Origin of the sequence: Hoeflea prorocentri (genome assembly GCF_027944115.1) — a bacterium.
Taxonomy (GTDB): domain Bacteria; phylum Pseudomonadota; class Alphaproteobacteria; order Rhizobiales; family Rhizobiaceae; genus Hoeflea_A; species Hoeflea_A prorocentri.
In genome coordinates this window covers 2,582,983-2,609,390 of record NZ_JAPJZI010000001.1, presented here as the reverse complement: position 1 = coordinate 2,609,390, position 26,408 = coordinate 2,582,983, and the positions used below count along the sequence as shown (strand labels likewise).

Sequence of the window (26,408 nt, the reverse complement as noted above, 5' to 3'; positions counted from 1 at the left end):
CAAAGCGACCCGTTGGAATCGTCCGCATACGTCCTATCGAAGACCAAGTTTCTGCAACAGCCTGTCGCGTTTCATCAGCCACCATCCCGCTTCGATGGGCCACATGGCTTGACTGTCTTCGGCGCCGAGCTCGGCAGCGGCATGCAGCGGCCAGTTCGGGTCCGTCAGAAGTTCGCGGGCCAGCGCGATCATGTTTGCCTGACCGGTTTCAATGATCTTTTCGCAGTTTTGCGCATCCCAAAGAAATCCGACCGCCATTGTGGCGATGTCTGCGTCCTTGCGGATCTGACCGGCAAACGGGACCTGAAAACCCTGTTCGATCTTCATCCTGCGTGGCCGCTCCTTTCCTCCGATGCCGCCCGACGAGCAGTCGATCAGATCGACGCCTTCATTCTTCAGCGCTCTTGCGATATCCGTGACGTCCTCAATCTCCAGCCCGCCATCGAGCCAATCCGTTGACGACAGTCGGAAAGCCAGAGGGTAGGCGTCCGGCCAGTTTGCGCGAATGGATTTTGCCACCTCCAAAGCAAAGCGCCTGCGATTTTCATCACTGCCGCCCCACTTGTCCGTCCGCGTGTTCGAGATCGGCGACAGAAACTGGTGGATCAGAAATCCGTGGGCGGCATAGACCTCTATGATCTTGAAGCCGGCTTCATGGGAGCGGCGCGCCGCCGTCCCGAATGAGCGGATAACCCTTTGAATGTCGTCTTCGGACATTTCCTTCGGTGTCGGCCAGCCATCCGCATAGGGGATCGCCGAGGGGGCAATGGCTTCCCACGGCGTCTCGCCACGCACAGCGATATCTTCATCATCAATGGGTGTTTCGCCGTGCCACGGCCGTCGTTCCGAGGCCTTGCGTCCGGCATGACTCAACTGAATGCCGGGAACGGCTCCCTCCTGGCTGATGAACTCTGCGATCGGCTTGAGATTGTTGATCTGGTCGTCGTCCCAAAGCCCGAGATCGCCGATAGTTCTTCGTCCCTCCGCTTCGACAGCCGTGGCTTCCGCGTAAACCAGTCCGGCGCCGCCGATTGCGAAGCGGCCGAGATGAACCATGTGCCAATCATTGGCGTAGCCATCGCGTGCCCGATACTGGCTCATTGGCGAGACGGCCACGCGGTTCTTGAATGTTAGACTTCGAAGCGCAATGGGTGAGAAGAGATGGGACAATGGTATCTGATCCTGAAAATTTCGTGACGAAATGCAATTGGTTCCAGTCAGACTTGTAACCTATACCGTGGTCGCGGACATCACGGTTGTTACACATTTTTGGCACTGCATAAGCCGCGTTATGGAAGATGGATTGACCTGGCCGCTTTTCAAACAGTTATTAAGATCAGCTGCCGAAGGTCGTGACCACGCCACCGACAACAAGATGCACCAGACGCCATGGGCCGGTGCAGTCAAGCACGGCAAGATCGGCCCGGCGTCCGGTCTCGATCGCCCCGCGATCCTGCAATCCCATGGACGCTGCCGGATTTCTTGAAACGAGGTTCCAGGCCTCGCCGAAGCTGCACACACCGCGGGCAACAAGATGTTCAGCCGCATGCAGCAGGCTGGGATAGTAATAGTCGGAGGCAAGGACATCGCACAGGCCATTGCCTATGGCGTCCTCGGCTGACATGGCGCCGGTGTGGCTGCCCCCGCGGATCACGTTTGGAGCACCCATAATGACGTATTCACCGTTGGAAACGGCATCTTCGGCGACTTTACGCGCCAGCGGAAACTCGCATACCTTTGCGCCGAGGTTGCGGAATTGCTCGCGCTCTCCACGGGTTTTCTCGTCGTGTGACAGCATGATCGCGCCTCGACGCGAAGCGCGTTCGGCAACGTCGCGAACCTTATCCGCAACATCCGGTGCGCGGCGACCGATTTCTTCAGCCATGGCAAGGTATTCTTTTAGCGTCAGTCCTGCGCGGTGTGCCCACACTTCAAGCTTCTTGGTGTTTCCGGAACGTGCGGCTTCCAGCGTCAGCGTCGTGTGGTCGTTGAAGGCCAAAGCGGGTTTGGGATGGCGGGCAAGCCAGTGGTCTATATCGTCGATGGCATCATGGGCAAAGGTCTCCCACCGCAGCTGGACGCGGTGGTCCGCCAGAAACTGAGGCCGCAGGCCTTCAAGCCCATCCATGAAGTCGCGCCCCGCCGGAAGGCTTCGCGCGCCCGGCTCCCACGACAGTGTAAGTCCGTGGAACACCGTTGTGATGCCGTTGGCAAGCAATTGCCGGTCAACCCAGCGCATTGCGATGGGAAACGCGATGTTGACGCCGGGTCGCGGATGGAGCGCCACTTCGAACGCATCGCCGTGGACATCCACAATGCCCGGCAGGACGCAAAAGCTCCGGCAGTCGATTGCGGTTGCGCTGGGCGAGGGGGCTTCGACAATCATCCCATCGGCGATGTGAACATCCGCGGCTTCAAGCGCGCCATGCGACGTAAGCACCGTTCCGCCGATGAGGCTTACGGATGAGATCATGAACTTGCCTGTGCACTTCTGCGGTTTCCAAAAGCCGGTCTGATATACGGCCAACACAACAGCTATATGTCACACTTTCAACAGTGCGAAAACGCGCAACGCATGACCCGATGCGTGGCGCGTTCTTCGCCTTCTGGGGCACAATCAGCCGGTTGTCGGCATGCGGGCGATAACCTTGATCTCAAAATCGAAACCCGACAGCCAGGTCACGCCCACAGCGGTCCAGTTGGGGTAGGGCCTTTGTCCAATAATACCCGATCGAACGGCAAGGACTGTGTCCATCTGAGTTTGAGGATCTGTGTGGAAGGTCGTGACATCCACAATGTCTTCGAAGTCGCCGCCGGCGGCCTCCAGAACGGCAGCGCGATTGTCGAAGGCAAGCCGGACCTGTCTTTCAAAATCCGGCTCGGGCGATCCGTCCTGACGGCTGCCGACCTGCCCGGACACGAAAAGGAGATCGCCGGAACGGATGGCAGCGGAATATTGGTGGGTTTCATAGAGCGATTGTCTTCCGGCCGGGAAGACCGCATTGCGATTGGACATAGGTCAGTTCCTGTAGGTTGTTCGGGCTGAATTCGCCGATGCCGGTCTTTGCCCGGGACTGTTTCCCAACCAAACTGGAACGTCAGAAGAAATAATTCAAACTGATATCAGTTATAGTATATTATAAGTTTTATGAATTTAATGTCCATTGATCTCAACCTGCTCGTTGTGCTCGATGCCTTGCTCGACGAGGCGCATGTGAGCCGCGCGGCACAACGCCTGAACCGCTCCCAGCCTGCCGTTTCGAACGCGCTTCAGCGCTGCCGCGATCTGTTCGGTGATGAATTGCTGGAAAGAAAGCACGGCGCAATGCGCTTGACGCCACGCGCCGAAGCGATGCGCGGGCCGCTCAAATCGCTGCTTGGAAATGTGCACGATCTCGTTGATCCGCCGAAAATCAGCCTCAGCGATCTGCGGCAAACGATCCGGATTACCACTGCCGACGACCCATCCTTCATGATCGCTGGCCCGCTGATTGCTGCCCTTCATCGAACGGCCCCGGGCGTCACGGTCATCTTCGAGCCGTGGAACGGGGAAGATGCGGCTGCAAAGGATCTGTTGAACGGCGATACCGATATCACGATCTCCATTCTCCCGAGGGACATCGAGGGGCTGGAGCGCATCACGCTGTTGCAAGAGACATACATTGTGGCCATGCGCAAGGGCCATCCGGCTGCGGAGCGGTTCGATCTCGACACGTGGCTGGACTGGCCGCACATCGTCATGTCGGGCCGGGGCGAAGCCGGCTCTCCACTCGACGCTCAGCTTCGCTCCTTGGGCCGCGCCCGTCGCATCGGCGTCGTTGTGCCATCGTTTCAGCTTACTTTGTCGCTCCTGGTCCAAACGGATCATATCGCCATGGTGCCCCGGCATGGATTCATGTTGCATGGCCATCCAGGACTCGTCGGCTTCGATCCCCCGATCAGTATTGATGGCTTCCCGGTAAATCTGGCCTGGCACACACGCCGGAGCGGGGACGCCGGCATCCGACACGTTGTTGCGACAATCAAAGAGGTCTTTACTCCGCAGGGTTCCTGAGCTGTCGGCATCATGCTGCATCAAGGCAAGGCAATCCATTTGCGGTCCGCCTGCGTAAAACTGTCTGCAATCGCTTCGGGAATGTCGTTCAATGAGCAGCGGAAATCTTATCCTGATTCTTGGTGATCAACTGTCCACGGCAGTATCATCGCTTGCCGGAGCCGATCGCGGCAGGGATCGCGTATTGATGGCGGAACTGCATGAGGAGACGACTTACGTCCGCCATCACAAGAAGAAGATTGCTCTGGTCCTGTCGGCTATGCGTCATTTCGCAGCCGTGCTTGAGGAAGAAGGATGGCACATTGAATACATCCGCCTGGACGATCCGGAAAATACTAAGTCCTTTACCGGAGAGATTGAACGCGCCCTGGACCGCCAACCCGTTGAGCGCATCGTGGTCACCGAACCGGGGGAATGGCGACTTCTGGAGCAGTTCCGGCAGTGGTCGCAGCGTTTCGGTGTGCCGGTCGATATCTTGACTGATGACCGCTTCCTCTGCTCCCGGTCGGACTTTGCCGAGTGGGCGAGCGGCCGCAAGCAATTGCGCATGGAGTATTTCTATCGCGATATGCGGCGCAGGACAGGGCTGTTGATGGACGGCGACAATCCGATAGGCGGCAAGTGGAACTTCGATGCCGAGAACCGCAAACCCGCAAAGCCGGATCTCTTCATGCCGCGACCGCTGCATTTTGAACCGGACCGGACGACTGCGGACGTGCTTGGCCTGGTGGGCGAAAGGTTCGGCGGTCATTTTGGTGATCTTGAACCCTTTTGGTTCGCGACAAAGGCGCAGCAGGCAAAGGCGGCCCTTGATCAGTTCATCGAACACGCTCTGCCGTCATTCGGTGACTATCAAGACGCAATGCTCCGTGGCGAACGCTTCATCTATCACAGCGTCCTTTCGGCCTATATCAACATCGGATTGCTCGATCCGCTCAGCGTTTGCCGGGCCGTGGAGGAGGCCTATGCGAGCGGAGCCGTGCCGATCAACGCCGCTGAGGGCTTTATTCGCCAGATCATCGGCTGGCGCGAATATGTGCGGGGGATCTACTGGTTGAAGATGCCGGACTATGTGGAGGAAAACGTCTTTTCCAATACAAGGCCATTGCCCGATTTCTACTGGACCGCCGAGACGGACATGACCTGTCTGCGCGAGGCCATTACCCAGACCAAGGAAGACGCCTACGCCCATCACATACAGCGATTGATGCTCACCGGAAACTTTGCCCTGCTGGCCGGTGTTGCGCCGCGCGAGATCCATGAATGGTATCTTGCCGTTTATGCCGATGCCTATGAATGGGTTGAACTGCCCAACACGCTGGGAATGAGCCAGTTTGCCGATGGCGGCCTGCTTGGCTCCAAACCGTACGCGGCAAGCGGCAACTACATCAACAAGATGTCGGACTATTGCCGGGACTGCCGATACGATGTCCGACTGAAGACCGGTCCGGATGCCTGTCCGTTCAATGCACTTTATTGGGATTTTCTGGTTCGCAACCGTGGGACGCTTGGGGCAAATCCCCGGCTCGGACAGGTCTACCGGACCTGGGACAAAATGGATCCAGCCAAGCAGACAAGCTACCGGGAGAGTGCGCACGTGTTCCTGACGACACTCACGTGACGGACGCCCCTGTCAGCGTGTTCAAACCCGGGCAGGGGTGCGAGACAAGTCCAGCCCTAAAGCTGCTGCAGATTGGGCAGTACGACGTCGGGAGAATAATCCCGGTACTCGTCCGGATTGGAGGCTCGGTTGATCCAGACGGTCCTGAAACCGAATTTTTGCGCGCCGGCTATGTCCCATCGGTTGGAGGATTGGAACGAAACCGCATCGGGATAAAGCCGGTATGCGGTTGTGACCAGGTCATAAACCGACGGTGACGTCTTGAAGGTCTGAAGTTCATCGACCGAGAAGACGTCGTCCAGAATGGAATCAAGCGCCGCATTGCGCACCGCCGATTCAAGCATTGCCGGTGAGCCGTTGGAAAGGATGGCAAGTTTTGCGCCGCGGTCCTTCAAGGCCTTTAGGACCGTCGGCACCTCTTCATAGCAATCGAGTTTCCAATAGGCCTCCAGCAGCGTGTCGCGATGCTTCGGGTCGATGTCCGGCACAGCCTCAATGGCAAAATCCAGAGCCTGCTCCGTCAGTTGCCAGAAGTCGCAATAGGCGCCCATCAATGAGCGCACCCAGGAATATTCCAGCTGCTTGGCGCGCCAGATCTCCGACAGCAGCTGGCCGTTCGGTCCGACAACTGATGCATGACGGCGAACCGCAGCATGCACATCGAACAATGTGCCGTAAGCATCGAAAACATAAGCGGCAAAACCGTTGGCGGAAGCCATTATCCCTGTCCTTTCATTTTGCGCTGCAGCATGTTCCTGCCGATGCATTTCGTCAAGAGCGTGTAATTGCCGGTGTGCGGCATTCACATATTGACCTGAACGCCTTGATGAATTTGAGTGGGCCGCAACTGGCCGATGTAACGGAGGAATGGTCCATGGCAGTAGTTTCGAGCGTTCAATCAACCACTTGGACCTTTGTCGATGGAGATTGGCACGAGGGCAATGTTCCGCTCATCGGGCCACGCTCCCATGCAATGTGGCTCGGTACGTCGGTCTTTGATGGCGCCAGATGGTTCGAGAATGTGGCGCCCGACCTCGACCTTCACAGCGAAAGGGTCAACAATTCAGCAAAGGCGCTGGGGCTGAAGGCGACCATGGGCGCAGAAGAGATCGTCGGCCTCGCGCAGGAGGGCTTGAAAAAGTTCGATGGTGATACGGCGGTTTATATCCGGCCCATGTATTGGGCCGAACACGGTGGATACATGTCCGTTCCGGCAGACCCGGAATCGACCCGCTTTTGTCTTTGCCTTTATGAAGCGCCGATGATCCCGTCCAACGGCTTTTCGGTGTCCGTTTCACCCTTTCGCCGGCCATCCCATGAAACCATGCCGACGGACGCCAAGAGCGGTTGTCTTTATCCCAACAATGGCCGCGCGATCATGGAAGCCAAGTCACGCGGATTCGATAACGCGCTTGTTCTCGACATGCTCGGCAACGTCGCCGAAACCGCAACGTCGAATGTTTTTCTGGTCAAGGACGGGGTGGTCTTCACGCCGGCTCCAAACGGCACGTTCCTGAACGGCATTACCCGTCAGCGCATCATCGGCCTGCTGCGTGATGCTGGGCACGAAGTCATCGAAGGCAGGCTGCATGTGTCCGACTTCATGGACGCTGACGAGGTCTTTTCGACCGGCAATCACTCCAAGGTTGTTCCGATCATCAAGGTCGAGGGCCGCGAGTTGCAGGCCGGGCCGGTCGCCCGGAAGGCGCGCGAGCTCTATTGGGACTGGGCCCATTCAGGAGTGAAGATCTGAATGGCAGGCAAACCTGCCTGAAACCTGCGGCGCGAACAATTATTCCCGATCAATGCCTTGCCGCAATCGGTACTCGAACATATGTTCCAGCCCAGAACAAACGCCTTTGAAGGAGAGCGACATGGCTTTTGAACTGCCGGATCTTCCCTATGACTACGATGCACTTGCGCCCTTTATGTCGCGCGAGACACTCGAGTATCACCACGACAAACACCACAAAGCCTATGTCGACAACGGCAATAAGCTGGCCGCCGAGGCCGGCATGGACAGCCTGTCGCTTGAAGATGTCGTGCGTCAGTCATTCGGCAGCAATGCGGGGCTCTTCAACAATGCAGCGCAGCACTACAACCATGTCCATTTCTGGAAATGGATGAAGAAGGATGGCGGTGGAACGGCGCTGCCGGGCAAGCTTGCGGCGGCTGTCGACAGCGATCTCGGCGGTTATGACAAGTTCCGCGCCGATTTTATTAATGCGGGCATGACCCAGTTCGGGTCCGGCTGGGCATGGCTGGCAGTCAAGGACGGCAAGTTAGAGGTCATGAAGACACCCAACGGTGAAAACCCGCTGGTTCACGGCGCTACGCCGGTTCTCGGCGTCGATGTGTGGGAGCATTCCTATTACATTGACTACCGCAACGCCCGCCCGAAATATCTCGAAGCCTTTGTCGACAGCCTGATCAACTGGGATTACGTGCTTGAACTCTATGAGTCAGCCTGATCGATTGCAGTAAATATCAAGCCCCGGCGCAAGCCGGGGTTTTTTTGTTTTAGGCGGCTCCATCTCAAAAAGCCCATATTGTTTGCAGGTAAAGCCTTGACCGGGCAGCCCTTGATAATCTGTAGTCTGTGCCATGGTCAGAGCAATATGAGCGGAGGCGGGAATTATGCGTAGGATTATCGGCGTGTTGCTTGTTCTGGCGGTCGTTGCAGGCGTTGCGCTCTGGTTCCTGTCAGCGCCCGGAAAGCTGGACGAAAGCGCGTTTGCAGGGCTTGGTGAGCCTGACCTTGCCAACGGAGAAATGATGTTCTGGGCAGGCGGCTGCGCATCGTGCCATGCCGCGCCCGGCGCCAGGGACGACGACAAGCTCGTCCTTTCTGGAGGTCTCTCGCTCAAAAGTGATTTTGGTACGTTTCACGCGCCCAATATCTCTCCGGACGAAACCGCCGGAATTGGTAGCTGGACATTCGCTGACTTCGCCAATGCGATGAAGCACGGACGTGCGCCCAGTGGCGCGAACCTCTATCCGTCCTTTCCCTACACATCCTACACCCGCATGAACATGTCCGATCTCAACGACATGTGGGCGTATTTGAAGACCCTGCCGAAAAGCGACAATGTCGCACCTGGTCATGAACTCGGATTTCCATTCAACATCCGTCGCGCGGTTGGGCTGTGGAACCTGCTGTATCTGACTGACGAGCCGGTGGTCGCGCTCGACACCTCCGATGATGCGATAAAGCGCGGCCAGTATCTGGTCGAAGGGCCGGGGCACTGCGGCGAATGCCACACGCCACGATCTTTGATTGGCGGGCTGAAGTTGGATGCTGCGTATTCCGGCGCTCAAAACCCCGACGGGGAGGGCATCATTCCCAACATCACGCCCGATGGTAGCGTGAAGGGCTGGAGCGCCGGCGATCTAGCCTATTACCTCGAGAGCGGGTTTACACCCGATTTCGATTCCGTTGGCGGATCTATGGTGTCGGTGCAGCAGAACATGGCAAAGCTGACGGCCGAGGACAGGCAGGCAATCGCCGCCTATCTCAAGGCGATCCCGGGGCACCCGAACGGTTACTAAGCAGCCTTCGCGCGTTTTTCGATCTGGTGCTGATCCTCAACCAGGCCGATCTTCCAATAGGCGCTGATATACATGCCCTTGCGGTCAAGATTACGGATCTCGGTCAGGTGTGTTTTCAGACTTGATACAGTAGTGGATTCGCCGGCCACAAAGACACCGGGCGTGCCGTCCAGCCAGTCCAGCGCCTTGACATATTCCAGTTGTTGATCGCTGAACTCGCTGGGGTTCTCATGGATCAGCCAGTGGCACATCATGCCGGGTGGCGCATCGATGGGCTGGATATCATCGTCGCAGGTGATTTCAAGAATGGCATGTCCGACTGCTGTTGGCGGCAGCGTTTCCATCGACGCTGCTGCGGCTGGCAGCGCCGTCATATCGGCGCAGAACAAAAACCAGTCACTGACGGGATCTGGTGCCTTGATCGGGCCCGGGCCGGCTATGCCGGCAAAATCGCCCGGGCGGCTGCCCAGCGCCCAGTCACAGGCAGCGCCGCCGCCCTCGTGGATGACAAAATCAATGTCGATTTCCTGAGCGTGCGGGCGGTGATGGCGCACCGTGTAGGTTCGTGTTGTGATCTGCTTCGGGTCCGACAGCAGGCGCTGGCGGAAGCTGGCCTGGGTGGCGCCGCGCTCGGGCAGAAGCAGCTTGACATGAGCACTCTCCTGGCCGCCGGGAAAATCGGCCAATTCCATCCCGCCCAGCGTGACACGGTGCATATTGGGCGTTAGGCGGCCGCTGCGCACCACATCCAGGACACGGGTCTTTCTACTTCGTATTGAATTGCTTTCCGCCGACATAATTTCGCCCCCTCGCATGGCGTTTTCAGTTAGCTAAAACAGATAATTGTGACGGTTGAACAAGAGAACCGCTCTTCAGATAGGTCCAATCGCCGCTGTTCCAATATGGATCAGACCCTTTGCCGCAGTTCGGATCCTTTCCTATATCTTCGCCGATTTCGTGACCTTCAGTGCAAATGCATATTCAAAAGCGATTTCCTCAAGCCGCTGGAAGCGGCCGGAAGCGCCCGCATGACCGGCCTCCATATTGGTTTTCAATAGAACCGGCGCATCTCCGGTTTTCACATCCCTGAGACGGGCAACCCATTTTGCCGGTTCCCAGTAGGTCACACGCGGGTCCGTCAGTCCCGCAATCGCCAGGATCGGCGGATAGTCCTGAGCAACAACATTGTCGTAAGGCGAATAGGACGCGATATACTCGTAATCCTCACGGGACGCGATCGGATTGCCCCATTCCGGCCATTCTGGCGGCGTCAGGGGCAGTGTATCGTCCAGCATTGTTGTCAGCACGTCGACAAACGGCACCGCCGCGATGATCGCACCGAAACGGTCCGGCGCCATATTTGCCACCGCTCCCATTAACATGCCGCCGGCCGAGCCGCCTTCCGCGACAATCCTGTCGAAAGATGTGAATTTTTCCGCCGCCAGATAGTCCGCAGCAGCAATAAAATCTTTAAACGTGTTGATTTTATTGAGGTGTTTTCCGTCTTCGTACCAGGAGAAACCCTTGTCCTTACCGCCGCGTACATGCGCAATGGCGTAAATGAACCCGCGGTCGACGAGGGAGAGACAATTGGTATTGAATGCTGACGGGATCGTCGCGCCATAAGAGCCGTACCCGTAAAGCAGACAGGGCGCGCTCCCGTCGAGCGGTGTATCCTTGCGGTAAAGCAGACTGACGGGCACCGGGGTGCCGTCATGTGACGGCGCCATCACACGGCGAGTCACGTAGGCGTCCGGGTCATGTCCAGAGGGCACTTCCTGGGTTTTCAGCAAAACCCGCTCACGCGTGCGCATATTGTAGTCGAACTGCTGGCTCGGCGTTGTCATCGAAGAATAGGAGAACCGGATCACTTCGGTGTCGTATTCGTAGCTGCCTTGCAGGCCGAGGGAATAGGCCTCTTCGTCAAAGGCAATGGCATGCTCTTCCTGGCTGGCCCGGTCGCGGATGATGATACGTGGCAGGCCGTCCTGGCGTTCCAGCCAGATCAGGTGACCGGCAAAGACCATGTGGCTGAGAATCAGCCGTCCCGGCGCATGCGGCACCACATCGCGCCAGTTTTCCCGGCCGGGTGCATCGGTCGGTGCCTCGACGATCTTGAAGTCTTTTGCGCCGTCCGCATTGGTGAGGATGTAAAACACATCTCCGCCCTCATGCAGGTCGTATTCGACGCCGGTTTCGCGCGCGGCCACAAGTTTGGGGCTGGCATCGGGGTCATCCGCCGCAAGAATGTGGTATTCCGACGTCTGGTGATCGTGGATATTGATGAAGATGAAGTCGTTGAGCTTGCTTCCGCCGACGCCGACGAAGAAGCCCGGATCATTTTCCTCATAGACAAGCCGGTCCTGGTTCTGTTCGCTGCCGATCCCATGCCGGAAGACCTTGGAAGGGCGGTGGTTCTCGTCCAGAAGCGTGTAGAAGAAGCCATCCGCCTGCGCGGACCATGCCCCGCCGCCGCCGGTATTCTCAACCACATCGTCGAGGTCCTTTCCGCTTTCGATATCGCGTACTTGTAGTTTGAAGTACTCGGAGCCCTTGTCGTCATACCCCCAGATCAGCCGGCCATGGTCCGGCGAGTGATTGGCGCCGGACAGCCGGAAATAGGCGCGGCTGCCAGCCTCGGCATCACCGTCGAGCAGCAACTGCTCTTCCGCCCCGCCTCGTCGAACACGAAAAAACCGTGGATGCTCGCCGCCGGTTACAAAAGAGGTGCCATAGGCAAACGGCCCGTCGGGCGAGGGGACGGATGAATCATCTTCCTTGATTCGTCCGCGCATTTCGGAAAACAAATCCTTCTGCAAGGATTCGGTATCTGCCATGGCGGTCTGTTGATAGGCGTTCTCCGCTTCAAGATAAGCCCTGATATCGACATCAAGCACGGCGGGATCCTGAAACACCTGCTGCCAGTTTTCCGCTCTGAGCCAGGCATAGTCATCCATGCGTTTGATGCCGTGCCGGGTATCCGTGACAGGATGCTTTTTTGCGGTTGGGGCGGCGGGCAGGTTTTCGAACATGGATATCCCTTTTATGCTTGTGTCCATTCGCACATAAAGAGCGAGGACCGCGGGTTCAAGATGGCAATGAACAGTAGATGAACCGGAAACTCAGTATGGGTTCACCGGTCTTGTGCGACCGTATCGCAATTGCAACAGGCTTGCTGCCTAAGGAAGGATAAACAATGTTCAAATCGCGCACACTTCTTGCTGTCATCGCCGTGGCAGGCTCGCTTGCGGCTCCATCGGCTCACGCATCCGGCTTTGCCGCCTGGGAAGTCGCCAATGTCGATTGGAACGATGTTCTCAATGTCCGGGCGTGGCCGTCGTCGAAATCCGCCATTCGGGCCGGATATCCGAACGGCACGCCGTTGCAGATGACCGGCCGCTGCATGAACGGCGTTGATTTGAAGGACATCTCGACCTTGCCGGTGCCGGATCAGACACAAATGGTCCGCTACACATGGTGTGAGGTTTGGCATGATCCGACGGGGACCGAGGAGTTTCAGGCGGGCTGGGTCTATGGCCGCTATATCCGCCCGCAGGAATAGGGACCAGACCGTGGTCTCATTTCTGGCACTATTCCGGATGCAACTGTCGTGCTGATGTGCGCAAGCTATCGTGCTGTCGATCATCAGCGCCTCGGCATCATCCCGATGCGGGATGGCGGTAAAGATATGATCCCGGGGGCCTGCAACGCCAACGCACGAAGCGATTGCAGCAGATGGTGTGGGGCCGTATCCCGACCTTGACCCGGAAAATGCCGTTCAGGACACGCCTGTCATCCAGACCAACGACCGCTTTGGTACAACGCATGTTCAAACGCAGACCTGGGGCTGGCTTTTGAGCGTGCCGTACGCGTTAAAAAACAACTCGACACACTCGCTTGTGTGGGCACGCATCTGTGTCTTTGTTGGAAGTCCAGCTTCACCCAGGAGCATCGCAGCGTTCACAGGTTCACCCATCAACAACCAGTTGTAGTGTGTTGCTGCCTTCGCTGGATCGCATTCGATCAGCTGACCTGATAACTGATAGTGGGAAATTGCCCGGGCGAACTTGTTGATCGAAGGCTTCGGCCCATGTTTGTGCAACTCTCGCCCCAGTTCCGGAAACCGTTCAACCTCTCCGATGACCATACGGCGCAGTCTCATCAACCTTGGCGTCATCACAACGTTCAGTTGGGCCACGGAAGCAGAATAGAAATAGTCTCTAGCAGAGACCGGGTATGTGCATTCTGGTTCAATTTCCAGGAGTTCCGCAGCTGCTGCACCAGTCATTTCATGCACGACCCGAAGGAACAGGGCTTCTTTTGATCCGAAGTTGGAATACACCGTCTGCTTCGAGACCCCGGCCTGGTCGGCAACAGCGTCCATACTTGTTCCCAAAAACCCGTTATGCAGAAAGGTTGCCTCAGCGGCGGCGAGGATTTTTGCTTGACTGCGCCGCACGCGCGTCTCGGCTGCTTTTGGCATGGTTCGCATTCCTCCTCTGTCTACAATATATGCGAAGCTCTTGACTAATCAAACTGGACGGTCCAGTCTAGTTAAGGACATCTTGCTGGAATGAAAGTCGTCTTGAAATGAGCGATATAACGGCGCTTAGCTGCCACTGCGGAAATGTCTCGCTTTCGTTGGTTGGAGCGCCATTCATGGTCGTTGAGTGTTGCTGCAATTCGTGCCGCGAGGCGGGCGAACGGTTCTTGTCATTGTCTTCCGATGCGTCAACGTTTGCAGAAAACGGAACGGTTCCATTTGTTATGCAGCGCAATGACCGTACGCGCATCACGCGCGGGAAGGAGCATCTGGCGGTTCATCGGCTAGACGATAGTGCAACGACCTCACGGGTGCTGGCAACCTGCTGCAATACGCCGATATTTTTGCACATGAAGGGCGGTCACTGGGTCAGCGTGTATGGAACTTTGTGGGAAGATGAACAGCGTCCAGCGCCCGAGATGAGAACCTTGACAGTCGACTGCCCGGACTTGGCATCACTCTCAACAGATATTCCCAATCTGAAAACCCATTCATTGTCGTTCTATTGGCAACTGTTCAAGGCATGGGCGGGAATGGGCTTTCGAAGCAACGCCATAAAGATAGAAAGAAAAATTGATGCATGACGAAAAGATCGAAGTTGAGAACCCCAATACTCCGGGGCGGACGGAACGCGTGGACCGAGCCAAATATGAAGCCATGCGCGTAGCCCTACTTCCGGTTTTGCCAGATTCACCACCCGGCCTGAAAGTGGCTGACGCTAAAGAGGCGTTGCTGAAGCATCTGGATCAGAAACTGTTTCCCGGCGGCGCGAAAGCGGGATGGTGGCTGAAAGCCGTTCAGCTTGACCTTGAAGCCAAAGGAATCATCGCCCGAGCTGAGGGTAGTCCGGTTCGACTATATCGGTTGCAGTCCACGAAGCAGACGTAGAAACTCCATAGAGTATAGGCGGGAAAGTCCTGCAATGGTGACCGACGCGGTTGATTGATCGTCTTTTCAGGTTCTGCCGAAAGCAGTCACCGGCGCTCGCTCGTTTGCAGGTATATGCTTTAGTCGTCGTCCCCGCCGGCAGGTTTGAACGACAAAGCCGTTCCGTTCATGCAATAGCGCAAGCCTGTCGGCTGCGGGCCGTCATTGAAAACGTGCCCGAGATGGGCGTCGCAGTCGGCGCAACGGATTTCGGTCCGCGTCATGAAAAAAGACCGGTCCTTGTGCTCGGTCACCGCATCGGCCTCCAAAGGGGCAAAATAGCTCGGCCAGCCGGTGCCGGAATCGAACTTGGTATCGGAGTGAAAAAGCGGCTTGCCGCAACACAGGCAGCTATACGTCCCGTTGTCCTTGCTGTCCCAATTGGGGCCGGTGAAAGCCCGCTCCGTCCCGCCCTCGCGCGTAACGTGATACTCCTGAGGCGACAACTGGGCTCGCCATTCGGCGTCCGTTTTGACGATTTTCTTCTGATTTGCATCGCTCATTGCGGTTTCTCCTTCAGACCATTGTTTAGGGTCCAAGGTCGCCCGGTTCAACAATTGGAGCTGTGGAAGGCGATAAAACTGTCGCATGGCCCCGATTTGCTTGGATTTCGAAGCTTCCTGTCTTGCCGTTGATGCGGTGCATCACTAAATTCGATCAGACGTTTGCCAGGGAATTCCATCAGGGGAGGGAGAATGGTCTCCGACACGCCCAGCACGACGCTTTTCGTCTTGCTGTTGCCGTTCATCGCGGCGCTTATTGCACCAGCCCTGACACGGCGACTAGGACATAATGCGGCATGGGTGCTGGCATTGGTTCCAGTCACCATTTTCTGGCATTTTGCGACGTTTTTGCCGGAGATTTCGCGCGGCGAGGTCGTGACCGGCGGTTTTCAGTGGATTCCGGCTTTTCAGGTCAATTTTTCCTGGTTCATTGACGGCCTGTCCCTGACATTCGCGCTTCTGATCAGCGGCATCGGTGTGCTGATCGTCCTCTACAGCGGCGGCTATCTGAAGGGGCACGCCCATCTCGGGCGATTCTTCTCCTTTATCCTGATGTTCATGGGCTCCATGCTTGGGCTGGTGGCGTCGGACAGCTTCCTGATGTTCTTCGTCTTCTGGGAGCTGACATCGATCACGTCGTTCCTGCTGATCGGCTTCGACCACAAGCGCGAGGCATCGCGGCGCGCTGCCCTGCAGGCGCTGGTTGTCACCGGCGGTGGCGGACTTTTCCTGCTCGCTGGCCTTTTGATGATCTGGAACATCACCGGCATCTCAGAGCTTTCGTTGCTGCTGCTTTCCGGCAGCCCACTGGCTGACAGTCCTTTTTATATCGCCGTCTTTGTTCTGGTGCTGGGCGGCGCTTTTACCAAGTCGGCCCAGTTCCCGCTGCATTTCTGGCTGCCCAATGCCATGGAAGCACCGACACCGGTCTCCGCCTACCTGCATTCTGCAACCATGGTCAAAGCCGGCGTTTACCTGCTGATGCGGCTCAATCCGGTGCTCGGTGACACCGTTGCCTGGGAGACGGTCTTACCCATATTCGGCGGAACGACGCTGATTGTCGGTACGCTGCTTGCCATCCGGCAGACGGACCTGAAGCTGATGCTGGCCTATACCACGGTCTCGTCGCTTGGCCTCCTCGTCATGCTGACGGGTTTTGGAACGGAAAAGGCGATCGCCGCGGCGGTGCTTTACCTAGTGGCCCATTCGATGTTCAAGGGCGCACTCTTCATGGTCGCCGGCTGCATCGATCATGAGGCTGGAACGCGGGACGTGACAAAGCTGGGCGGCCTCATGGCTGCCATGCCGATTACCTTTGCCGCCGCGCTGGCATCGGCGGTTTCCATGGCCGGACTGCCGCCGTTTTTCGGTTTTCTTGCCAAGGAAGAGATTTATTACGGCCTTTGGGGTGTCGACGCCTGGCCGCTATTGCTGACGCTGGTTGCCATTGTCGGCAACGGCCTGATGTTTGTCATCGGTTTCGCAGTTGCGCTCAAACCGTTCTTCGGACAGAAGAAGCCGGAGCTCTCCCATGCCCATGAAGGCCCGGTCCTGTTGTGGCTCGGCCCTGCCGTGCTGGCTCTTGCCAGCCTTTTCACTGCGCTGTTTTCGGGTGTATCGCATGAGTTCATTTCGATCCCGATGGCCTCTGCCGTGCAGGGTGAACCCGTATCAGTGTATATCTCGTTGATCCCGCATATCGGCATGCCGCTGCTTCTTTCGGGCGTGACGGTCGCCTTCGGTATTGTCGCCTATCTGAATGTCGACCGGTTACGTGCCGTCATGGCGCGTCTGCTGGTTGCGATCGGATGGGGTCCCGACAGGGGTTTCGATCAGTTCATCCGGGGTCTGGTTCTGGCGTCGTTTTCGATAACGAAAGTGGCGCAGCCCGGGCGGATGGAAATCTATATGAGAGTTACCTTTATTCTGGTGATCATCGCGATCCTCGCGCCGATGATTTTTTTCGGCGAGCTTCCCGCCTTGCCCACATGGCCCAGCGATCCGCCATTTTATGAGCTTGCCGTTTACGAGCTTGCCATTATGGCAATTGCCGCGGTTGGCCTCGTTGCGGTGATCTATGCCAACAACCGGCTGACGGCGATCGTATCGCTCGGCATCCAGGGTTTCGCGGTTGCGCTGCTGTTCATGCTTTTTGGCGCACCGGATCTGTCATTCACGCAGTTCATGGTCGAGACGTTGTCCGTGGTTATTCTTGCCCTGGCAATGACACGGCTCAAGCTGACACCGGCGGATCATCGTCCGGTCGGCCGGCGTTACCTCGATATGACCATCGCCTGTTTTGGAGCCGGAGCGTTCATGCTCATGCTTCTGAAAGTGACTCAACAGCCCTTCGATCTGACGCTGTCGGAGTTCTTCACGACCTACTCCCTCTCGGTCGCTTATGGCGCGAACATCGTCAACGTGATCCTTGTCGATTTCCGCGGCACCGACACCTGGGGCGAGATCGGGGTCGTCATGGTCGCCGGCCTTGCCATCCTGTCACTGATCCGCATCAACAAGCGCCGCGCAGCCTATATCGCCGCCAACGATCCGTACCAAGAGGAGCGTGAATAGGAATGCGAACACTGATATTCCGCACGGTCGCTCCCTATTTGAGCAGCCTCATGGTTTTATTCTCGATTTTTGTGCTGCTGCGTGGCCACAATGAACCCGGCGGCGGATTCATCGGCGGGCTGATCGCCGCGTCCGCCTTCGCCATTTACGGCGTTGCCTGCGGTGTATCGCCGGTGCGCCGCGCCCTTCATTATCATCCGATGGGCATATCGGGAGCAGGTCTTTTGATGGCTTCGATTGCCGGGCTTGTTTCGATATTTGCCGGTGTGCCCTTTATGACGGGCCTTTGGTTCTACGTGCCGGCTTTCGGCACCGAACTGAAGCTGTCGACGGTTCTGCTCTTCGATATCGGTGTGTATCTCGTTGTCGTCGGATCAATAACGTCGATCGCGCTGGCGCTCGAGGAAAGGACAGAAGACTGATGGAAGGCCCGATGACCCTGTTGGTTGGCGTCTTCTTTGCCGTCGCCATTTATCTGTTCCTGTCCAAGCACATCATCCGTATTTTGCTTGGCGCCGCAATTTTGAGCAACGCGGTCAACCTTCTGATTTTTACATCCGGACGGCTGACGCGCGAGGTGCCGCCGATTCTGGGATCAAACGGCGCCGCGGAAGGGGTTCTCACGGCGAACCCGCTGCCGCAGGCGCTGATATTGACCGCCATTGTTATTGCGTTCTCCTTCTTTGCATTCCTCCTGGTGCTCTCCTACCGGGCCTACCAGGAACTGGAGACCGACGACACCGATGAAATGCGCTCTGCCGAGCCAAGGGAACAGAACGTTCCGCCTCTGGGATACTGAACGGAATAAGAATGGCATCGTCACAAAAGACACCCGTCGATCTCTCGGCAGCTATGATTCTGGAGCCGCCGCCGCTGGCGGACTGGCTGGTTATTGCCCCAGTATTGCTGTGCATGGGGTTGGGCGCGCTGTTGCTGATGATCCGCAAGGACACCCGCATTCAACCCTTAATCGCCATTCCCAGTCTTGTCGCTCTCGTGGTGATCAACGCGGCGCTGCTGGTCCATGTGATCCTGAACGGGCCGGTGACCATGACCATGGGCCGTTGGCTGCCGCCTTTCGGAATATCCTTTACGGTCGATATCCTTGGAGCGGTTTTGAACCTGACAGCGGCGATTGCGGCGCTGGCGGGTGGAATCTACGGCGCAGGTGACGTCAACAAGAGCGGCAGGCGCTACGGTTTCTACCCGTTTTTGCTGTTGATGATGGCCGGTGTCAGCGGCGCCTTCCTCACAGGCGACATCTTCAATCTCTACGTCTGGTTCGAGGTTCTGCTGATTGCATCCTTCGGGCTTCTGGTTCTGGGGTCGGACAAAAGGCAGATCGACGGCGCAACCAAATATGCTTTCCTCAACCTGGTTGCGACGACACTTTTCCTCATCGCCACCGGGTATCTCTACGGAATATTCGGAACGCTCAATATGGCGGATATCGCCCAGAAGGCACCGCAGATGAGCGACAAGGCGCCTTTGGTGACGCTGTTAAGCCTCTATCTGATGGCGTTCGGGATGAAGGCTGCCGCCTTTCCGGCCTATTTCTGGCTGCCAGCGTCCTACCACACGCCAAGGGTGGTGGTGTCGGCGCTCTTTGCCGGACTGCTGACCAAGGTCGGCGTCTACGCGTTGATGCGCGTTGCGTTTGTCCTTTTTCCGGCAGAACGGGACATGCTCGGCTGGGTCATTGCCGTCATTGCCGCCGCCACCATGATCTTCGGGGCGGTTGGCGCGCTCGCCCAGACCGATTCCAGAAGGCTGCTGGGCTATCTGGTGATTTCAGGCATTGGCATCATGTTTGCGGGTATCGCGCTGGCAAGTCCCGGCGGCATCACCGGAACAATATTCTATGCGGTTCATTCAATGATCGTCATGACCGCGCTTTATCTCGCATCGGGGCTGGCGGCCCGTGCTGGCGGTGGGTTCTCGATCGCAACCTCAAGCGGGATTTACAGCTCGCATGTATTCCTGGCCGCGGTCACGCTCATTCTGTTTTTTGCCGTGTCCGGCCTGCCGCCTTTCTCGGGGTTCTGGCCAAAAGTCATCCTCGTCAAGGCGTCGCTGGATGTCGGAGCCTGGTGGCTCGCAGGGGCGATCCTTGTGAGCGGTTTTCTGACAACGATCGCCGTCGGACGCGTTTGGGTGCTTGCCTATTGGCGGCCTGCGGTCGTTCAACGCGAAACGGCACCGGTCGACCTCAGCCCGATGATCGACTACGCGCCGGTTGTCGGCCTGACGGTGTTGGTTGTTCTTCTCGGCATTTTCCCGCAGCAAATGCTCGAACTGTCTCAGACCGGGTCGGAACAGATGCTGAACCCGATGGACTACATCAGGTCGGTCTTTCCGCAAGGAGCTCAGCCATGAAGCTGTTTCTGATCAATGTACTCCTTGCGGTGATCTGGGCCATGGTCACCGGGTTTTACAGCGTGCTCAACCTTGCGTTCGGTTTCCTGCTCGGTGCGTCCGTTCTCTATCTCATCCGCGAGCAGGTCGGCTCGGCCGGGTATTTCTCACGGGCCGGCCGGATTTTGAGGCTCGTTTTGCTGTTTTTGTATGAACTCATGATGTCGGCCATCCGTGTTGCCGTAACGGTGCTGTCGCCCAGAATGAACGTCAAGCCGGGCATCTTCGCCTACAGGCTCAAGGTCGATCGGGATTTCGAGATAACACTTCTGGCCAACATGATCACGCTGACACCCGGCACGCTTTCCGTTGACGTGTCTGACGATCGAAAATTTCTCTACATACACGCGATCGACTGTTCCGACCCTGACGCAACGCGAAAGGATATCGCAGACGGCTTTGAGCGTAGGATATTGGAGGCATTCAGATGACTTTTGCAGACACTGTCATTGAAGGCGCCATCACGCTGTCGTTGCTCCTGCTAAGCCTTTCTTTTGCCTTGACGGTCTACAGGGTCATACGCGGCCCGACACTGCCGGACAGAATCCTGGCGCTCGATATGCTGGTGGCAACGGCGATAGGCTTCATTGCCGTCATCGGCATCAAGACCGGCTACACGCTCTATGTCGACATCGCCATTGCACTCGGCCTAGTTGGATTCCTCGCAACTGTGGCGTTTGCGCGGTTCATCCTGGCACGTGGCCGTGTGCAGAGCGAAAACGAGCCGGACATTGATTCCGGCGGGGAGATGATCCGTGAGTAGTGCACTGGCTCTGATTGTTGCAGCGATGATGGTGATCGGCTCCGGCTTTACACTGGTCGCGGCCCTTGGTCTGTTGAGGTTTCCGGACGTTTATTCCCGCATGCATGCTGCTTCGAAAGCAGGCACTGTCGGCTCCGGCGTTGTGCTGATTGCGCTCGGGATACATGCGGGTGATACGGGAACCTTTACCCGGGCCTTGGCTGGCGTCGGGTTTTTGTTGCTGACAGCGCCGATCTCCGCGCATCTTCTGGCCAAGGCGTCCTACGCGGTGGGATATCGCCTGAGCGATCTATCGGTTGCAGACGAAATGCCGAATACGGCCGATACTTCCACACCAGCGGAAGATTGAAGCTTCTGCGATCAACAGGTTTGCGGATAAGCTCACTAGACTTTCAAATTTCTGCTCTTGTTTTGTGGAATGACGAAGAGCTGCAACAAGATTTTTTTGTTCAAAACGTAATTATTTAGTGATATCCCAGAATTGGGCGATTCTAAAATGTGCAACCCTAAAAGTTGCTGAGAAACTGAATTTTCCAAACAAGATGGGACCCAGGTGAAATGTAAACTTCACAATATTTGAGGCGCGAAAAAATGACTGAAGCAATCGATAATACAAGAGATGAATTGCTTGCTGAGCTGACTGCCGAGGTGGTGGCCGCTTATGTAAGTAACAATGTGGTCCAGACCAGCGATCTTCCAGGGCTGATCGCCAATGTGCACTCTGCACTCGGCTCTACCACGTCGGCTGATGCAGCCCCTGCGGAAAAACCGAAACCGGCGGTACCGATCCGCAAATCCGTTCAGGAAGACTATATTATCTGTCTTGAGGACGGGATGAAGTTCAAGTCGCTGAAGCGGCACCTCATGACCTATCATGGCCTGACGCCCGAGGAGTATCGCGAGAAGTGGGATCTGCCGGCGGACTATCCTATGGTTGCTCCGGCCTACGCGAAGGCGCGCTCTCAGCTTGCCAAGAAAATGGGGCTTGGGCAAAAGCGTAAAGATGACTGATTGGTGAAAAAGGCCGGAATGAAGGCGGGCCTTATGTGCCCGGCCTTTGACGGCAGATCAATCGCTTAAAAGGGCGCTGTTTGCACAGCGCCTTTTTCTCTTGGGATGCCCGACTTAGAGCAGCCCCTGGATAATGATCATGATCACGACACTGCAGACCAGATAACCAAGGTCCGTAACGCGCGCATATGCGCTGTTCTTTCTGAACATGCCGCCCGAATAACCGAGCAGTGCAAAGGCGATCGTGCCTAAAATGACGGTCAGCAACATCCCGGCAGCGGCCGTCACCCCGACAAACCAGCTCAGCAGAAGCAGCCCGACGATCTGACTGACCATGGCGCCGACCGGCATCTCGTTGGCTGTTCCCATTTCAACGCCGACGCCCTCGGCCCATTTCGGTCCGAACAGCTTCGGCGAATACCAGAGCCAGCCGGCCAGAAATGACACAACCGCACCAAGTATCACCGCGAGCCAATTCACTCCGCTTGCAATTTCTCCCATGGTACCAGAACCCTCGTTTCATTGATGGAATCGCCATCAATTAACATAAATGTTAATTTATGTACATTCAGGCATCATTTCACGGCTTCTGTAGCGCCGGCTTTGCCGCGCCGTCAGTCGAACCGGGTCAATCAACCAGGGGAGGGTTCAGACACAGCCTGTGCCTCGGATTTGATACGTGCGACCATAGAGCGCAGCCCGTTTGCACGCTGCGGCGTAAGGTGCTCCATGAGACCAAGCTTGGAAAACAACGCGCTTTCGTCAAAAGATACGATCTGTGAGGCCTTCCTGCCGGAGCACGCAGCCAGCATGATGGCGACGAGGCCCCGTACGATATGCGCGTCTGAATCGCCAACAAAATGCAAGACCGGATCTGATGGATCATCGGTATCGGCCGAATGGGTCAGCCAGACCTGGCTCACGCAGCCCTGTACCTTGTTTGCGTCGGTCTTGTCGGCTTCCGGCATATGGTCGAGCGTGCGCCCCAGCTCGATTACATATCTGTACCTGTCTTCCCAATCGTCGAGATAGGCGAAGTCATCGATAATCTGTTCAATCGTTGCCATAGCCGTTTTCATTTGCTGATCAAATCATCCGCGCAAGCGGGCCTTTGACCGATATAGGCAAGTTGATCTGACAAAGCACGCGAAAACAGCGCGTCGGCGCGATTGTATCTACTGTTGCGTCATGGTTGACACGACAAGAGCCCGCCCGGCCTCGCTGCGGATCAAGCGTGCAATGGCGTCGCTATCGCCCGATGCGGCCCTGCGTAAATCCGCCAATTCGTGCGATCCCGCAGCGCATGTGTCCTCATGTTCGGTGCACAAGGCACGAACGGCGTTTGCTATTGCGTGTACATCGCTCTCGGAGATTATCCGTTCGACATCGTTTGACGATGCTTGCCTCTCAGCATCCCGATCGTTTGCCGGAAGGAACACAACAACGATACCGAACCAGAACAGGGCCTTGAGGATGAAACGCATGCAATGTCTCTGGTCTTGGGGTCGACCGACCGGCAACCCTATCGGGAAATGATGGCCCTTTAAAACCGACAATGATAAAAATTGCGTTTCGCCTGCGGGTTACGCGGCATTAACCATGAACCGCAAAGTCTGTATCCAAAAGGACGCGGAAATCGCGAAACCCCTCAATTTGTCTCGAAAACGCCGCCGCTTTATCCATTCCTTAAGCAGCATTTGCCAAAGTGGGTCAGCCAGAACAACAACCGTGTATTGAGTGCAAAGTGGCGATCAGGGTGAAGCGTTATTTTTCATCGGGACTGGAATTGGTCAGTGACGGCCTGGTGACCAACTGGGTGCACCGCGACGTGGTGGACGAGCAGGAGCGCGCGGTCCAGTCAAGGCTGATCGGTTTCCTGGTCGTGGCAGGTGCGGTTCTTGCATCTGTCTTTCCGTTTTCACTCATTCCGGCATTCGGCGCGGGCGAGCTTGCCGCACCGTTACTCATTCTTGCGGCAACGTCTCTGGTTTTGGCCGGCATCGTGGTTCATACCGGCCGGCGCCGTGTTGTCGAGATCCTGGCACTGGTTGCTGGAAGTTCGGCTCTGTCTGCCGCCGCAGCTGCAAGTGGCGGTCTCGCCTCCACCCTTATGCCTCTGGCTCTTCTTGCACCGGCGGAGGCCTATCGGATACGCCAGGACCGGCCATCCATCTACACCGGCTTTGCGGCGCTGGCGCTGATCGTCGGATCGGTCGGCCTGACGCAGGCGTTTTATCCCGGCCTTGGTGCAGAACGTGCGTTCGGCACGGACATCGGATCGGTCGCCGTGATCTCGGCTCTCGGCATATATGGATTGCTGTTTGCCATTGGTCTTCAGCGTGGCGACGTGGGAAAACAAGATAACGTCACACCCGAACCAGAGGTGCGCGATGATATTCTTTCCCGTCTTCCCGGCCTCATCTCCTTTCACAATGAGCGTGCCGATGTTGTCGCTCTTGCCGGCGCAAGCAAGACAGCGATGCTCGAGCGCATCGGAGATGTTCTGGGACGCGGCTTTATCGAACACATGCACGTGTCGGATCGCATAAGTTTCCTGCAGGCCGTTGACGATCTTCGCACCGGCTGCTCCATGCGCACGGTGCGCGTTCGGTTGCGCCGGCCCGCAGAAGGCCAGGAACAGGATCAGTTCCTGCATCTGTCCGTCCATATGATCGCCGACCGTCAAGGCGGCGTTTACAATGGGTTTGTAGCGCAGGCGATGGATATTGGCGGCGATCTTGAAATGCGCCGCGCATTCGCCCGCAAGGTGGAAGAAGCCGAAACCGCAAACGAAGCCAAGACACGTTTCCTGGCAGCGGTCAGTCACGAGTTGAGAACGCCCCTGAACGCCATTCTCGGTTTTTCGGATCTCCTGTCCGGCGAGTATCTTGGCGACTCGCTTAATCCCCAGCAGCGCGAATATGTGGAGCTCATCCGCGATTCCGGACAGCACCTGCTTGCCGTTATCAACTCCATGCTGGATCTGAGCAAGATTGAGGCCGGCCGCTACGAACTCAATCTCGAGACCTTCAATGTCAAGGAAGCCATGGATACCTGCGAGGCCATGCTTTCCCGCCAGGCAGACAGTAAAGGTATTGTTCTGACTGCTCGCGTTGCAAAGGGGCAAAAGCAGATCACCGCCTGCCGCCGCGCGCTCCAGCAGATCCTTATCAATCTGATGGCCAATGCCATCAAGTTTACCGAAGAAGGTGGCATCGTCACGGTCGATGTCGCCGAAACCAACGGTCGCATCGTGATCGACGTATCCGACACCGGCATCGGCATCAGCGATGCCGACCTCGAACGGATCGGCTCGCCCTTCGTACAGGTGGAGAGTGAACTGGCTCGCCAGTATGAAGGCACCGGCCTTGGCCTGAGCCTCGTCAAGGGGCTGGTTGCCCTGCATGGCGGTGACTTCGCGATAAAGAGCGCCATCGGCGTTGGAACAACGGTTACCGTCAACCTGCCGGTGTCGGGACCGGGAACGTTGACTGGCGACGATAAAGCGGCTGACATGCGTGCGGTGGAATTTCCGCCACGATTGACGGCCAATAATAAGGATGGATTGGAGATAATGCATGACGACAAGGCGAAAACGGCCTGACCGGAAATCCGGCCGCTTTCCGGTAGTTGCCGGCCTTTTTCGTTCCGCCGGAGACGTGATTGTCCGACATCCCTCTATTGCCGGAGGGGTGGCCGCATTTGCTGTGACATTCGCCTTCGTATCCATCAATGCACTGGTTTATCAGCCCGGCGTGCATCCCGCGCCGCTCTACACCACGCGGACAATCGTAGAGGCGCAGCGATTGGTGCCGGTCGGGGAGGTGCCCGTCCCGTCAAGCCGGGTGACGACATTCAAGATCGAGCACAAAGATCCGCAAAGCACCGCAAGCATACCCAGGCGAAACGCCCAACCGGCAAATCCGACTGTCGAAAGCCTGCAGCAGGCCATGCGCAGCGGCGGGATCTATGAGGGCATCGTCGACGGCGTACTTGGGCCGAAGACTGAAAACGCTATTCGGGCTTACCAGGAAAAAGCCGGGTTGGAGCCGACCGGAAGCGCCACCGATACCCTGCTGGTTCACATGCTGATCTCCGAGCTGGACACGGTTGCCGTGCCCAAGCCCAAACCGGCACGCGACACAAGTGTTACGCAGCTCATCGCTGATGATGCCGTCAAGGCCGAACGCACCGGCCCTGCCGCCGATGATGCGGGCAGCGTCGCTCCCGCCGATCCCGTCGCGGACCTGATCACGGAAATCCAGAAAGGCCTGAGCAACATCGCCTATTCAGAGGTGAAAGTTGATGGCGTCATCGGCGAACAGACAACTTCGGCGATTGCCGATTTCCAGCGGCACTATCGCCTGCCGGTTACGGGGCAGCCCGACAAGCTTGTACTTAAGAAGCTCCATGAGATCGGCGCCCTCTAAACCCTCGGGTCCCTGTCA

Annotated in this window: 29 protein-coding genes; 18 read left to right on the top strand and 11 right to left on the bottom strand. The window is 57.1% G+C overall.

Features of this window, described 5'->3' with window-relative positions:
* Positions 1–33: 33 nt before the first annotated feature.
* The 3 genes from OQ273_RS12250 to OQ273_RS12240 all read right to left on the bottom strand — a co-directional run bounded on the left by OQ273_RS12250 (position 34) and on the right by OQ273_RS12240 (position 3,016).
* Entirely contained in the window at positions 34–1,170 is a 1,137-nt protein-coding gene (locus OQ273_RS12250) for an NADH:flavin oxidoreductase/NADH oxidase (RefSeq protein ID WP_276562320.1), read from the bottom strand.
* A gap of 166 nt (positions 1,171–1,336) precedes the next feature.
* Positions 1,337–2,473: an alpha-D-ribose 1-methylphosphonate 5-triphosphate diphosphatase gene (locus OQ273_RS12245; protein WP_267990784.1), complete on the bottom strand. Its 1,137-nt coding sequence runs from the start codon at positions 2,471–2,473 to the stop codon at positions 1,337–1,339.
* Positions 2,474–2,617: 144 nt separating this feature from the next.
* Positions 2,618–3,016: a RidA family protein gene (locus tag OQ273_RS12240; RefSeq protein ID WP_267990783.1), complete on the bottom strand. Its 399-nt coding sequence runs from the start codon at positions 3,014–3,016 to the stop codon at positions 2,618–2,620.
* Positions 3,017–3,157: 141 nt separating this feature from the next.
* Here OQ273_RS12240 and OQ273_RS12235 point away from each other — a divergent pair, with 141 nt between their 5' ends.
* Complete coding sequence (locus tag OQ273_RS12235) at positions 3,158–4,054, top strand: LysR family transcriptional regulator (protein ID WP_333781687.1); 897 nt, start codon at positions 3,158–3,160, stop codon at positions 4,052–4,054.
* A gap of 91 nt (positions 4,055–4,145) precedes the next feature.
* Positions 4,146–5,675: a cryptochrome/photolyase family protein gene (locus tag OQ273_RS12230; RefSeq protein WP_267990781.1), complete on the top strand. Its 1,530-nt coding sequence runs from the start codon at positions 4,146–4,148 to the stop codon at positions 5,673–5,675.
* 56 nt (positions 5,676–5,731) lie between these two features.
* Here OQ273_RS12230 and OQ273_RS12225 read toward each other — a convergent pair whose 3' ends face one another.
* Positions 5,732–6,394 carry a haloacid dehalogenase type II gene (locus OQ273_RS12225; protein WP_267990780.1) on the bottom strand — a complete coding sequence of 221 codons (663 nt, stop codon included), beginning with the start codon at positions 6,392–6,394 and terminating at the stop codon, positions 5,732–5,734.
* 155 nt (positions 6,395–6,549) lie between these two features.
* Here OQ273_RS12225 and OQ273_RS12220 point away from each other — a divergent pair, with 155 nt between their 5' ends.
* The 3 genes from OQ273_RS12220 to OQ273_RS12210 all read left to right on the top strand — a co-directional run bounded on the left by OQ273_RS12220 (position 6,550) and on the right by OQ273_RS12210 (position 9,224).
* A complete protein-coding gene (locus tag OQ273_RS12220; RefSeq protein WP_267990779.1) occupies positions 6,550–7,428 on the top strand; it encodes a branched-chain amino acid aminotransferase in 879 nt (292 codons plus the stop codon).
* A 121-nt stretch (positions 7,429–7,549) separates the two neighbouring features.
* Positions 7,550–8,146: a superoxide dismutase gene (locus OQ273_RS12215; protein WP_267990778.1), complete on the top strand. Its 597-nt coding sequence runs from the start codon at positions 7,550–7,552 to the stop codon at positions 8,144–8,146.
* A gap of 163 nt (positions 8,147–8,309) precedes the next feature.
* A complete protein-coding gene (locus OQ273_RS12210) occupies positions 8,310–9,224 on the top strand; it encodes a cytochrome c (protein WP_267993089.1) in 915 nt (304 codons plus the stop codon).
* On the opposite strand, the gene OQ273_RS12205 is transcribed toward OQ273_RS12210, so the two are convergent.
* Together OQ273_RS12205 and OQ273_RS12200 are read right to left on the bottom strand one after the other, a co-directional pair.
* Positions 9,221–10,021, bottom strand: a complete 801-nt coding sequence (locus OQ273_RS12205) for a siderophore-interacting protein (RefSeq protein ID WP_267990777.1) — start codon at positions 10,019–10,021, stop codon at positions 9,221–9,223. The two genes, OQ273_RS12210 and OQ273_RS12205, sit on opposite strands and share 4 nt — an antisense overlap.
* Positions 10,022–10,162: 141 nt before the next feature.
* Complete coding sequence (locus OQ273_RS12200; RefSeq protein WP_267993088.1) at positions 10,163–12,262, bottom strand: S9 family peptidase; 2,100 nt, start codon at positions 12,260–12,262, stop codon at positions 10,163–10,165.
* Positions 12,263–12,420: 158 nt separating this feature from the next.
* Between OQ273_RS12200 and OQ273_RS12195 the strand changes: the two genes are divergently transcribed.
* Complete coding sequence (locus tag OQ273_RS12195) at positions 12,421–12,786, top strand: SH3 domain-containing protein (RefSeq protein WP_267990776.1); 366 nt, start codon at positions 12,421–12,423, stop codon at positions 12,784–12,786.
* A 267-nt stretch (positions 12,787–13,053) separates the two neighbouring features.
* On the opposite strand, the gene OQ273_RS12185 is transcribed toward OQ273_RS12195, so the two are convergent.
* Entirely contained in the window at positions 13,054–13,707 is a 654-nt protein-coding gene (locus OQ273_RS12185; RefSeq protein ID WP_267990775.1) for a TetR/AcrR family transcriptional regulator, read from the bottom strand.
* Positions 13,708–13,814: 107 nt separating this feature from the next.
* On the opposite strand from OQ273_RS12185, the gene OQ273_RS12180 reads away from it, so the two are divergent.
* Together OQ273_RS12180 and OQ273_RS12175 are read left to right on the top strand one after the other, a co-directional pair.
* A complete protein-coding gene (locus tag OQ273_RS12180; RefSeq protein ID WP_267990774.1) occupies positions 13,815–14,351 on the top strand; it encodes a GFA family protein in 537 nt (178 codons plus the stop codon).
* Positions 14,344–14,655 (top strand): DUF6958 family protein, encoded by a 312-nt coding sequence (locus OQ273_RS12175; protein ID WP_267990773.1) that lies wholly within the window; start codon positions 14,344–14,346, stop codon positions 14,653–14,655. The genes OQ273_RS12180 and OQ273_RS12175 overlap by 8 nt, the downstream gene beginning before the upstream one ends.
* Positions 14,656–14,774: 119 nt before the next feature.
* Here the strand turns inward: OQ273_RS12175 and msrB are convergent, their stop codons facing one another.
* Complete coding sequence (gene msrB / locus OQ273_RS12170; RefSeq protein ID WP_267990772.1) at positions 14,775–15,197, bottom strand: peptide-methionine (R)-S-oxide reductase MsrB; 423 nt, start codon at positions 15,195–15,197, stop codon at positions 14,775–14,777.
* A 192-nt stretch (positions 15,198–15,389) separates the two neighbouring features.
* On the opposite strand from msrB, the gene OQ273_RS12165 reads away from it, so the two are divergent.
* The 8 genes from OQ273_RS12165 to OQ273_RS12130 all read left to right on the top strand — a co-directional run bounded on the left by OQ273_RS12165 (position 15,390) and on the right by OQ273_RS12130 (position 21,960).
* Positions 15,390–17,771 (top strand): putative monovalent cation/H+ antiporter subunit A, encoded by a 2,382-nt coding sequence (locus OQ273_RS12165; protein WP_267990771.1) that lies wholly within the window; start codon positions 15,390–15,392, stop codon positions 17,769–17,771.
* Positions 17,772–17,773: 2 nt separating this feature from the next.
* A complete protein-coding gene (locus tag OQ273_RS12160) occupies positions 17,774–18,193 on the top strand; it encodes a Na+/H+ antiporter subunit B (RefSeq protein ID WP_267990770.1) in 420 nt (139 codons plus the stop codon).
* Positions 18,193–18,570, top strand: a complete 378-nt coding sequence (locus tag OQ273_RS12155) for a Na+/H+ antiporter subunit C (RefSeq protein ID WP_267990769.1) — start codon at positions 18,193–18,195, stop codon at positions 18,568–18,570. Before OQ273_RS12160 ends, OQ273_RS12155 begins: the two co-directional genes overlap by 1 nt.
* A gap of 11 nt (positions 18,571–18,581) precedes the next feature.
* Entirely contained in the window at positions 18,582–20,147 is a 1,566-nt protein-coding gene (locus OQ273_RS12150) for a Na+/H+ antiporter subunit D (RefSeq protein WP_267990768.1), read from the top strand.
* Positions 20,144–20,617, top strand: coding sequence for a Na+/H+ antiporter subunit E (locus OQ273_RS12145; RefSeq protein WP_267990767.1), 474 nt, complete (start codon positions 20,144–20,146; stop codon positions 20,615–20,617). Before OQ273_RS12150 ends, OQ273_RS12145 begins: the two co-directional genes overlap by 4 nt.
* Entirely contained in the window at positions 20,614–20,949 is a 336-nt protein-coding gene (locus OQ273_RS12140; protein ID WP_267990766.1) for a cation:proton antiporter, read from the top strand. Before OQ273_RS12145 ends, OQ273_RS12140 begins: the two co-directional genes overlap by 4 nt.
* Positions 20,942–21,298, top strand: a complete 357-nt coding sequence (gene mnhG, locus OQ273_RS12135; protein WP_267990765.1) for a monovalent cation/H(+) antiporter subunit G — start codon at positions 20,942–20,944, stop codon at positions 21,296–21,298. Before OQ273_RS12140 ends, mnhG begins: the two co-directional genes overlap by 8 nt.
* Before the next feature lie 242 nt (positions 21,299–21,540).
* Positions 21,541–21,960, top strand: a complete 420-nt coding sequence (locus tag OQ273_RS12130) for a Ros/MucR family transcriptional regulator (RefSeq protein WP_267990764.1) — start codon at positions 21,541–21,543, stop codon at positions 21,958–21,960.
* Positions 21,961–22,074: 114 nt separating this feature from the next.
* Here OQ273_RS12130 and OQ273_RS12125 read toward each other — a convergent pair whose 3' ends face one another.
* From OQ273_RS12125 to OQ273_RS12115, 3 genes are all read right to left on the bottom strand, one after another.
* On the bottom strand, positions 22,075–22,461 hold the full coding sequence (locus OQ273_RS12125; protein WP_267990763.1) for a DUF1761 domain-containing protein: 387 nt from the start codon (positions 22,459–22,461) through the stop codon (positions 22,075–22,077).
* 131 nt (positions 22,462–22,592) lie between these two features.
* Positions 22,593–23,027 (bottom strand): SufE family protein, encoded by a 435-nt coding sequence (locus tag OQ273_RS12120; RefSeq protein WP_267990762.1) that lies wholly within the window; start codon positions 23,025–23,027, stop codon positions 22,593–22,595.
* Positions 23,028–23,135: 108 nt separating this feature from the next.
* A complete protein-coding gene (locus OQ273_RS12115) occupies positions 23,136–23,444 on the bottom strand; it encodes a hypothetical protein (protein WP_267990761.1) in 309 nt (102 codons plus the stop codon).
* A gap of 272 nt (positions 23,445–23,716) precedes the next feature.
* Between OQ273_RS12115 and OQ273_RS12110 the strand changes: the two genes are divergently transcribed.
* Positions 23,717–25,564: a sensor histidine kinase gene (locus OQ273_RS12110; RefSeq protein ID WP_267990760.1), complete on the top strand. Its 1,848-nt coding sequence runs from the start codon at positions 23,717–23,719 to the stop codon at positions 25,562–25,564.
* Entirely contained in the window at positions 25,539–26,390 is an 852-nt protein-coding gene (locus OQ273_RS12105; RefSeq protein ID WP_267990759.1) for a peptidoglycan-binding domain-containing protein, read from the top strand. The genes OQ273_RS12110 and OQ273_RS12105 overlap by 26 nt, the downstream gene beginning before the upstream one ends.
* Positions 26,391–26,408 lie beyond the last annotated feature (18 nt).

Coding starts and splice junctions, on each gene's coding strand:
- OQ273_RS12220 (WP_267990779.1), top strand. CDS start 6,550: ATGGCAGTAGTTTCGAGCGTTCAATCAACCACTTGGACCTTTGTCGAT.
- OQ273_RS12105 (WP_267990759.1), top strand. CDS start 25,539: ATGACGACAAGGCGAAAACGGCCTGACCGGAAATCCGGCCGCTTTCCG.
- OQ273_RS12245 (WP_267990784.1), bottom strand. CDS start 2,473: ATGATCTCATCCGTAAGCCTCATCGGCGGAACGGTGCTTACGTCGCAT.
- OQ273_RS12125 (WP_267990763.1), bottom strand. CDS start 22,461: ATGGGAGAAATTGCAAGCGGAGTGAATTGGCTCGCGGTGATACTTGGT.
- OQ273_RS12185 (WP_267990775.1), bottom strand. CDS start 13,707: ATGCCAAAAGCAGCCGAGACGCGCGTGCGGCGCAGTCAAGCAAAAATC.
- msrB (WP_267990772.1), bottom strand. CDS start 15,197: ATGAGCGATGCAAATCAGAAGAAAATCGTCAAAACGGACGCCGAATGG.
- OQ273_RS12215 (WP_267990778.1), top strand. CDS start 7,550: ATGGCTTTTGAACTGCCGGATCTTCCCTATGACTACGATGCACTTGCG.
- OQ273_RS12230 (WP_267990781.1), top strand. CDS start 4,146: ATGAGCAGCGGAAATCTTATCCTGATTCTTGGTGATCAACTGTCCACG.
- OQ273_RS12140 (WP_267990766.1), top strand. CDS start 20,614: ATGACTTTTGCAGACACTGTCATTGAAGGCGCCATCACGCTGTCGTTG.
- OQ273_RS12155 (WP_267990769.1), top strand. CDS start 18,193: ATGGAAGGCCCGATGACCCTGTTGGTTGGCGTCTTCTTTGCCGTCGCC.
- OQ273_RS12160 (WP_267990770.1), top strand. CDS start 17,774: ATGCGAACACTGATATTCCGCACGGTCGCTCCCTATTTGAGCAGCCTC.
- OQ273_RS12225 (WP_267990780.1), bottom strand. CDS start 6,394: ATGGCTTCCGCCAACGGTTTTGCCGCTTATGTTTTCGATGCTTACGGC.
- OQ273_RS12205 (WP_267990777.1), bottom strand. CDS start 10,021: ATGTCGGCGGAAAGCAATTCAATACGAAGTAGAAAGACCCGTGTCCTG.
- OQ273_RS12235 (WP_333781687.1), top strand. CDS start 3,158: ATGTCCATTGATCTCAACCTGCTCGTTGTGCTCGATGCCTTGCTCGAC.
- OQ273_RS12120 (WP_267990762.1), bottom strand. CDS start 23,027: ATGGCAACGATTGAACAGATTATCGATGACTTCGCCTATCTCGACGAT.
- OQ273_RS12180 (WP_267990774.1), top strand. CDS start 13,815: ATGAGCGATATAACGGCGCTTAGCTGCCACTGCGGAAATGTCTCGCTT.
- OQ273_RS12115 (WP_267990761.1), bottom strand. CDS start 23,444: ATGCGTTTCATCCTCAAGGCCCTGTTCTGGTTCGGTATCGTTGTTGTG.
- OQ273_RS12145 (WP_267990767.1), top strand. CDS start 20,144: ATGAAGCTGTTTCTGATCAATGTACTCCTTGCGGTGATCTGGGCCATG.
- OQ273_RS12165 (WP_267990771.1), top strand. CDS start 15,390: ATGGTCTCCGACACGCCCAGCACGACGCTTTTCGTCTTGCTGTTGCCG.
- OQ273_RS12150 (WP_267990768.1), top strand. CDS start 18,582: ATGGCATCGTCACAAAAGACACCCGTCGATCTCTCGGCAGCTATGATT.
- OQ273_RS12240 (WP_267990783.1), bottom strand. CDS start 3,016: ATGTCCAATCGCAATGCGGTCTTCCCGGCCGGAAGACAATCGCTCTAT.
- OQ273_RS12195 (WP_267990776.1), top strand. CDS start 12,421: ATGTTCAAATCGCGCACACTTCTTGCTGTCATCGCCGTGGCAGGCTCG.
- OQ273_RS12130 (WP_267990764.1), top strand. CDS start 21,541: ATGACTGAAGCAATCGATAATACAAGAGATGAATTGCTTGCTGAGCTG.
- OQ273_RS12175 (WP_267990773.1), top strand. CDS start 14,344: ATGCATGACGAAAAGATCGAAGTTGAGAACCCCAATACTCCGGGGCGG.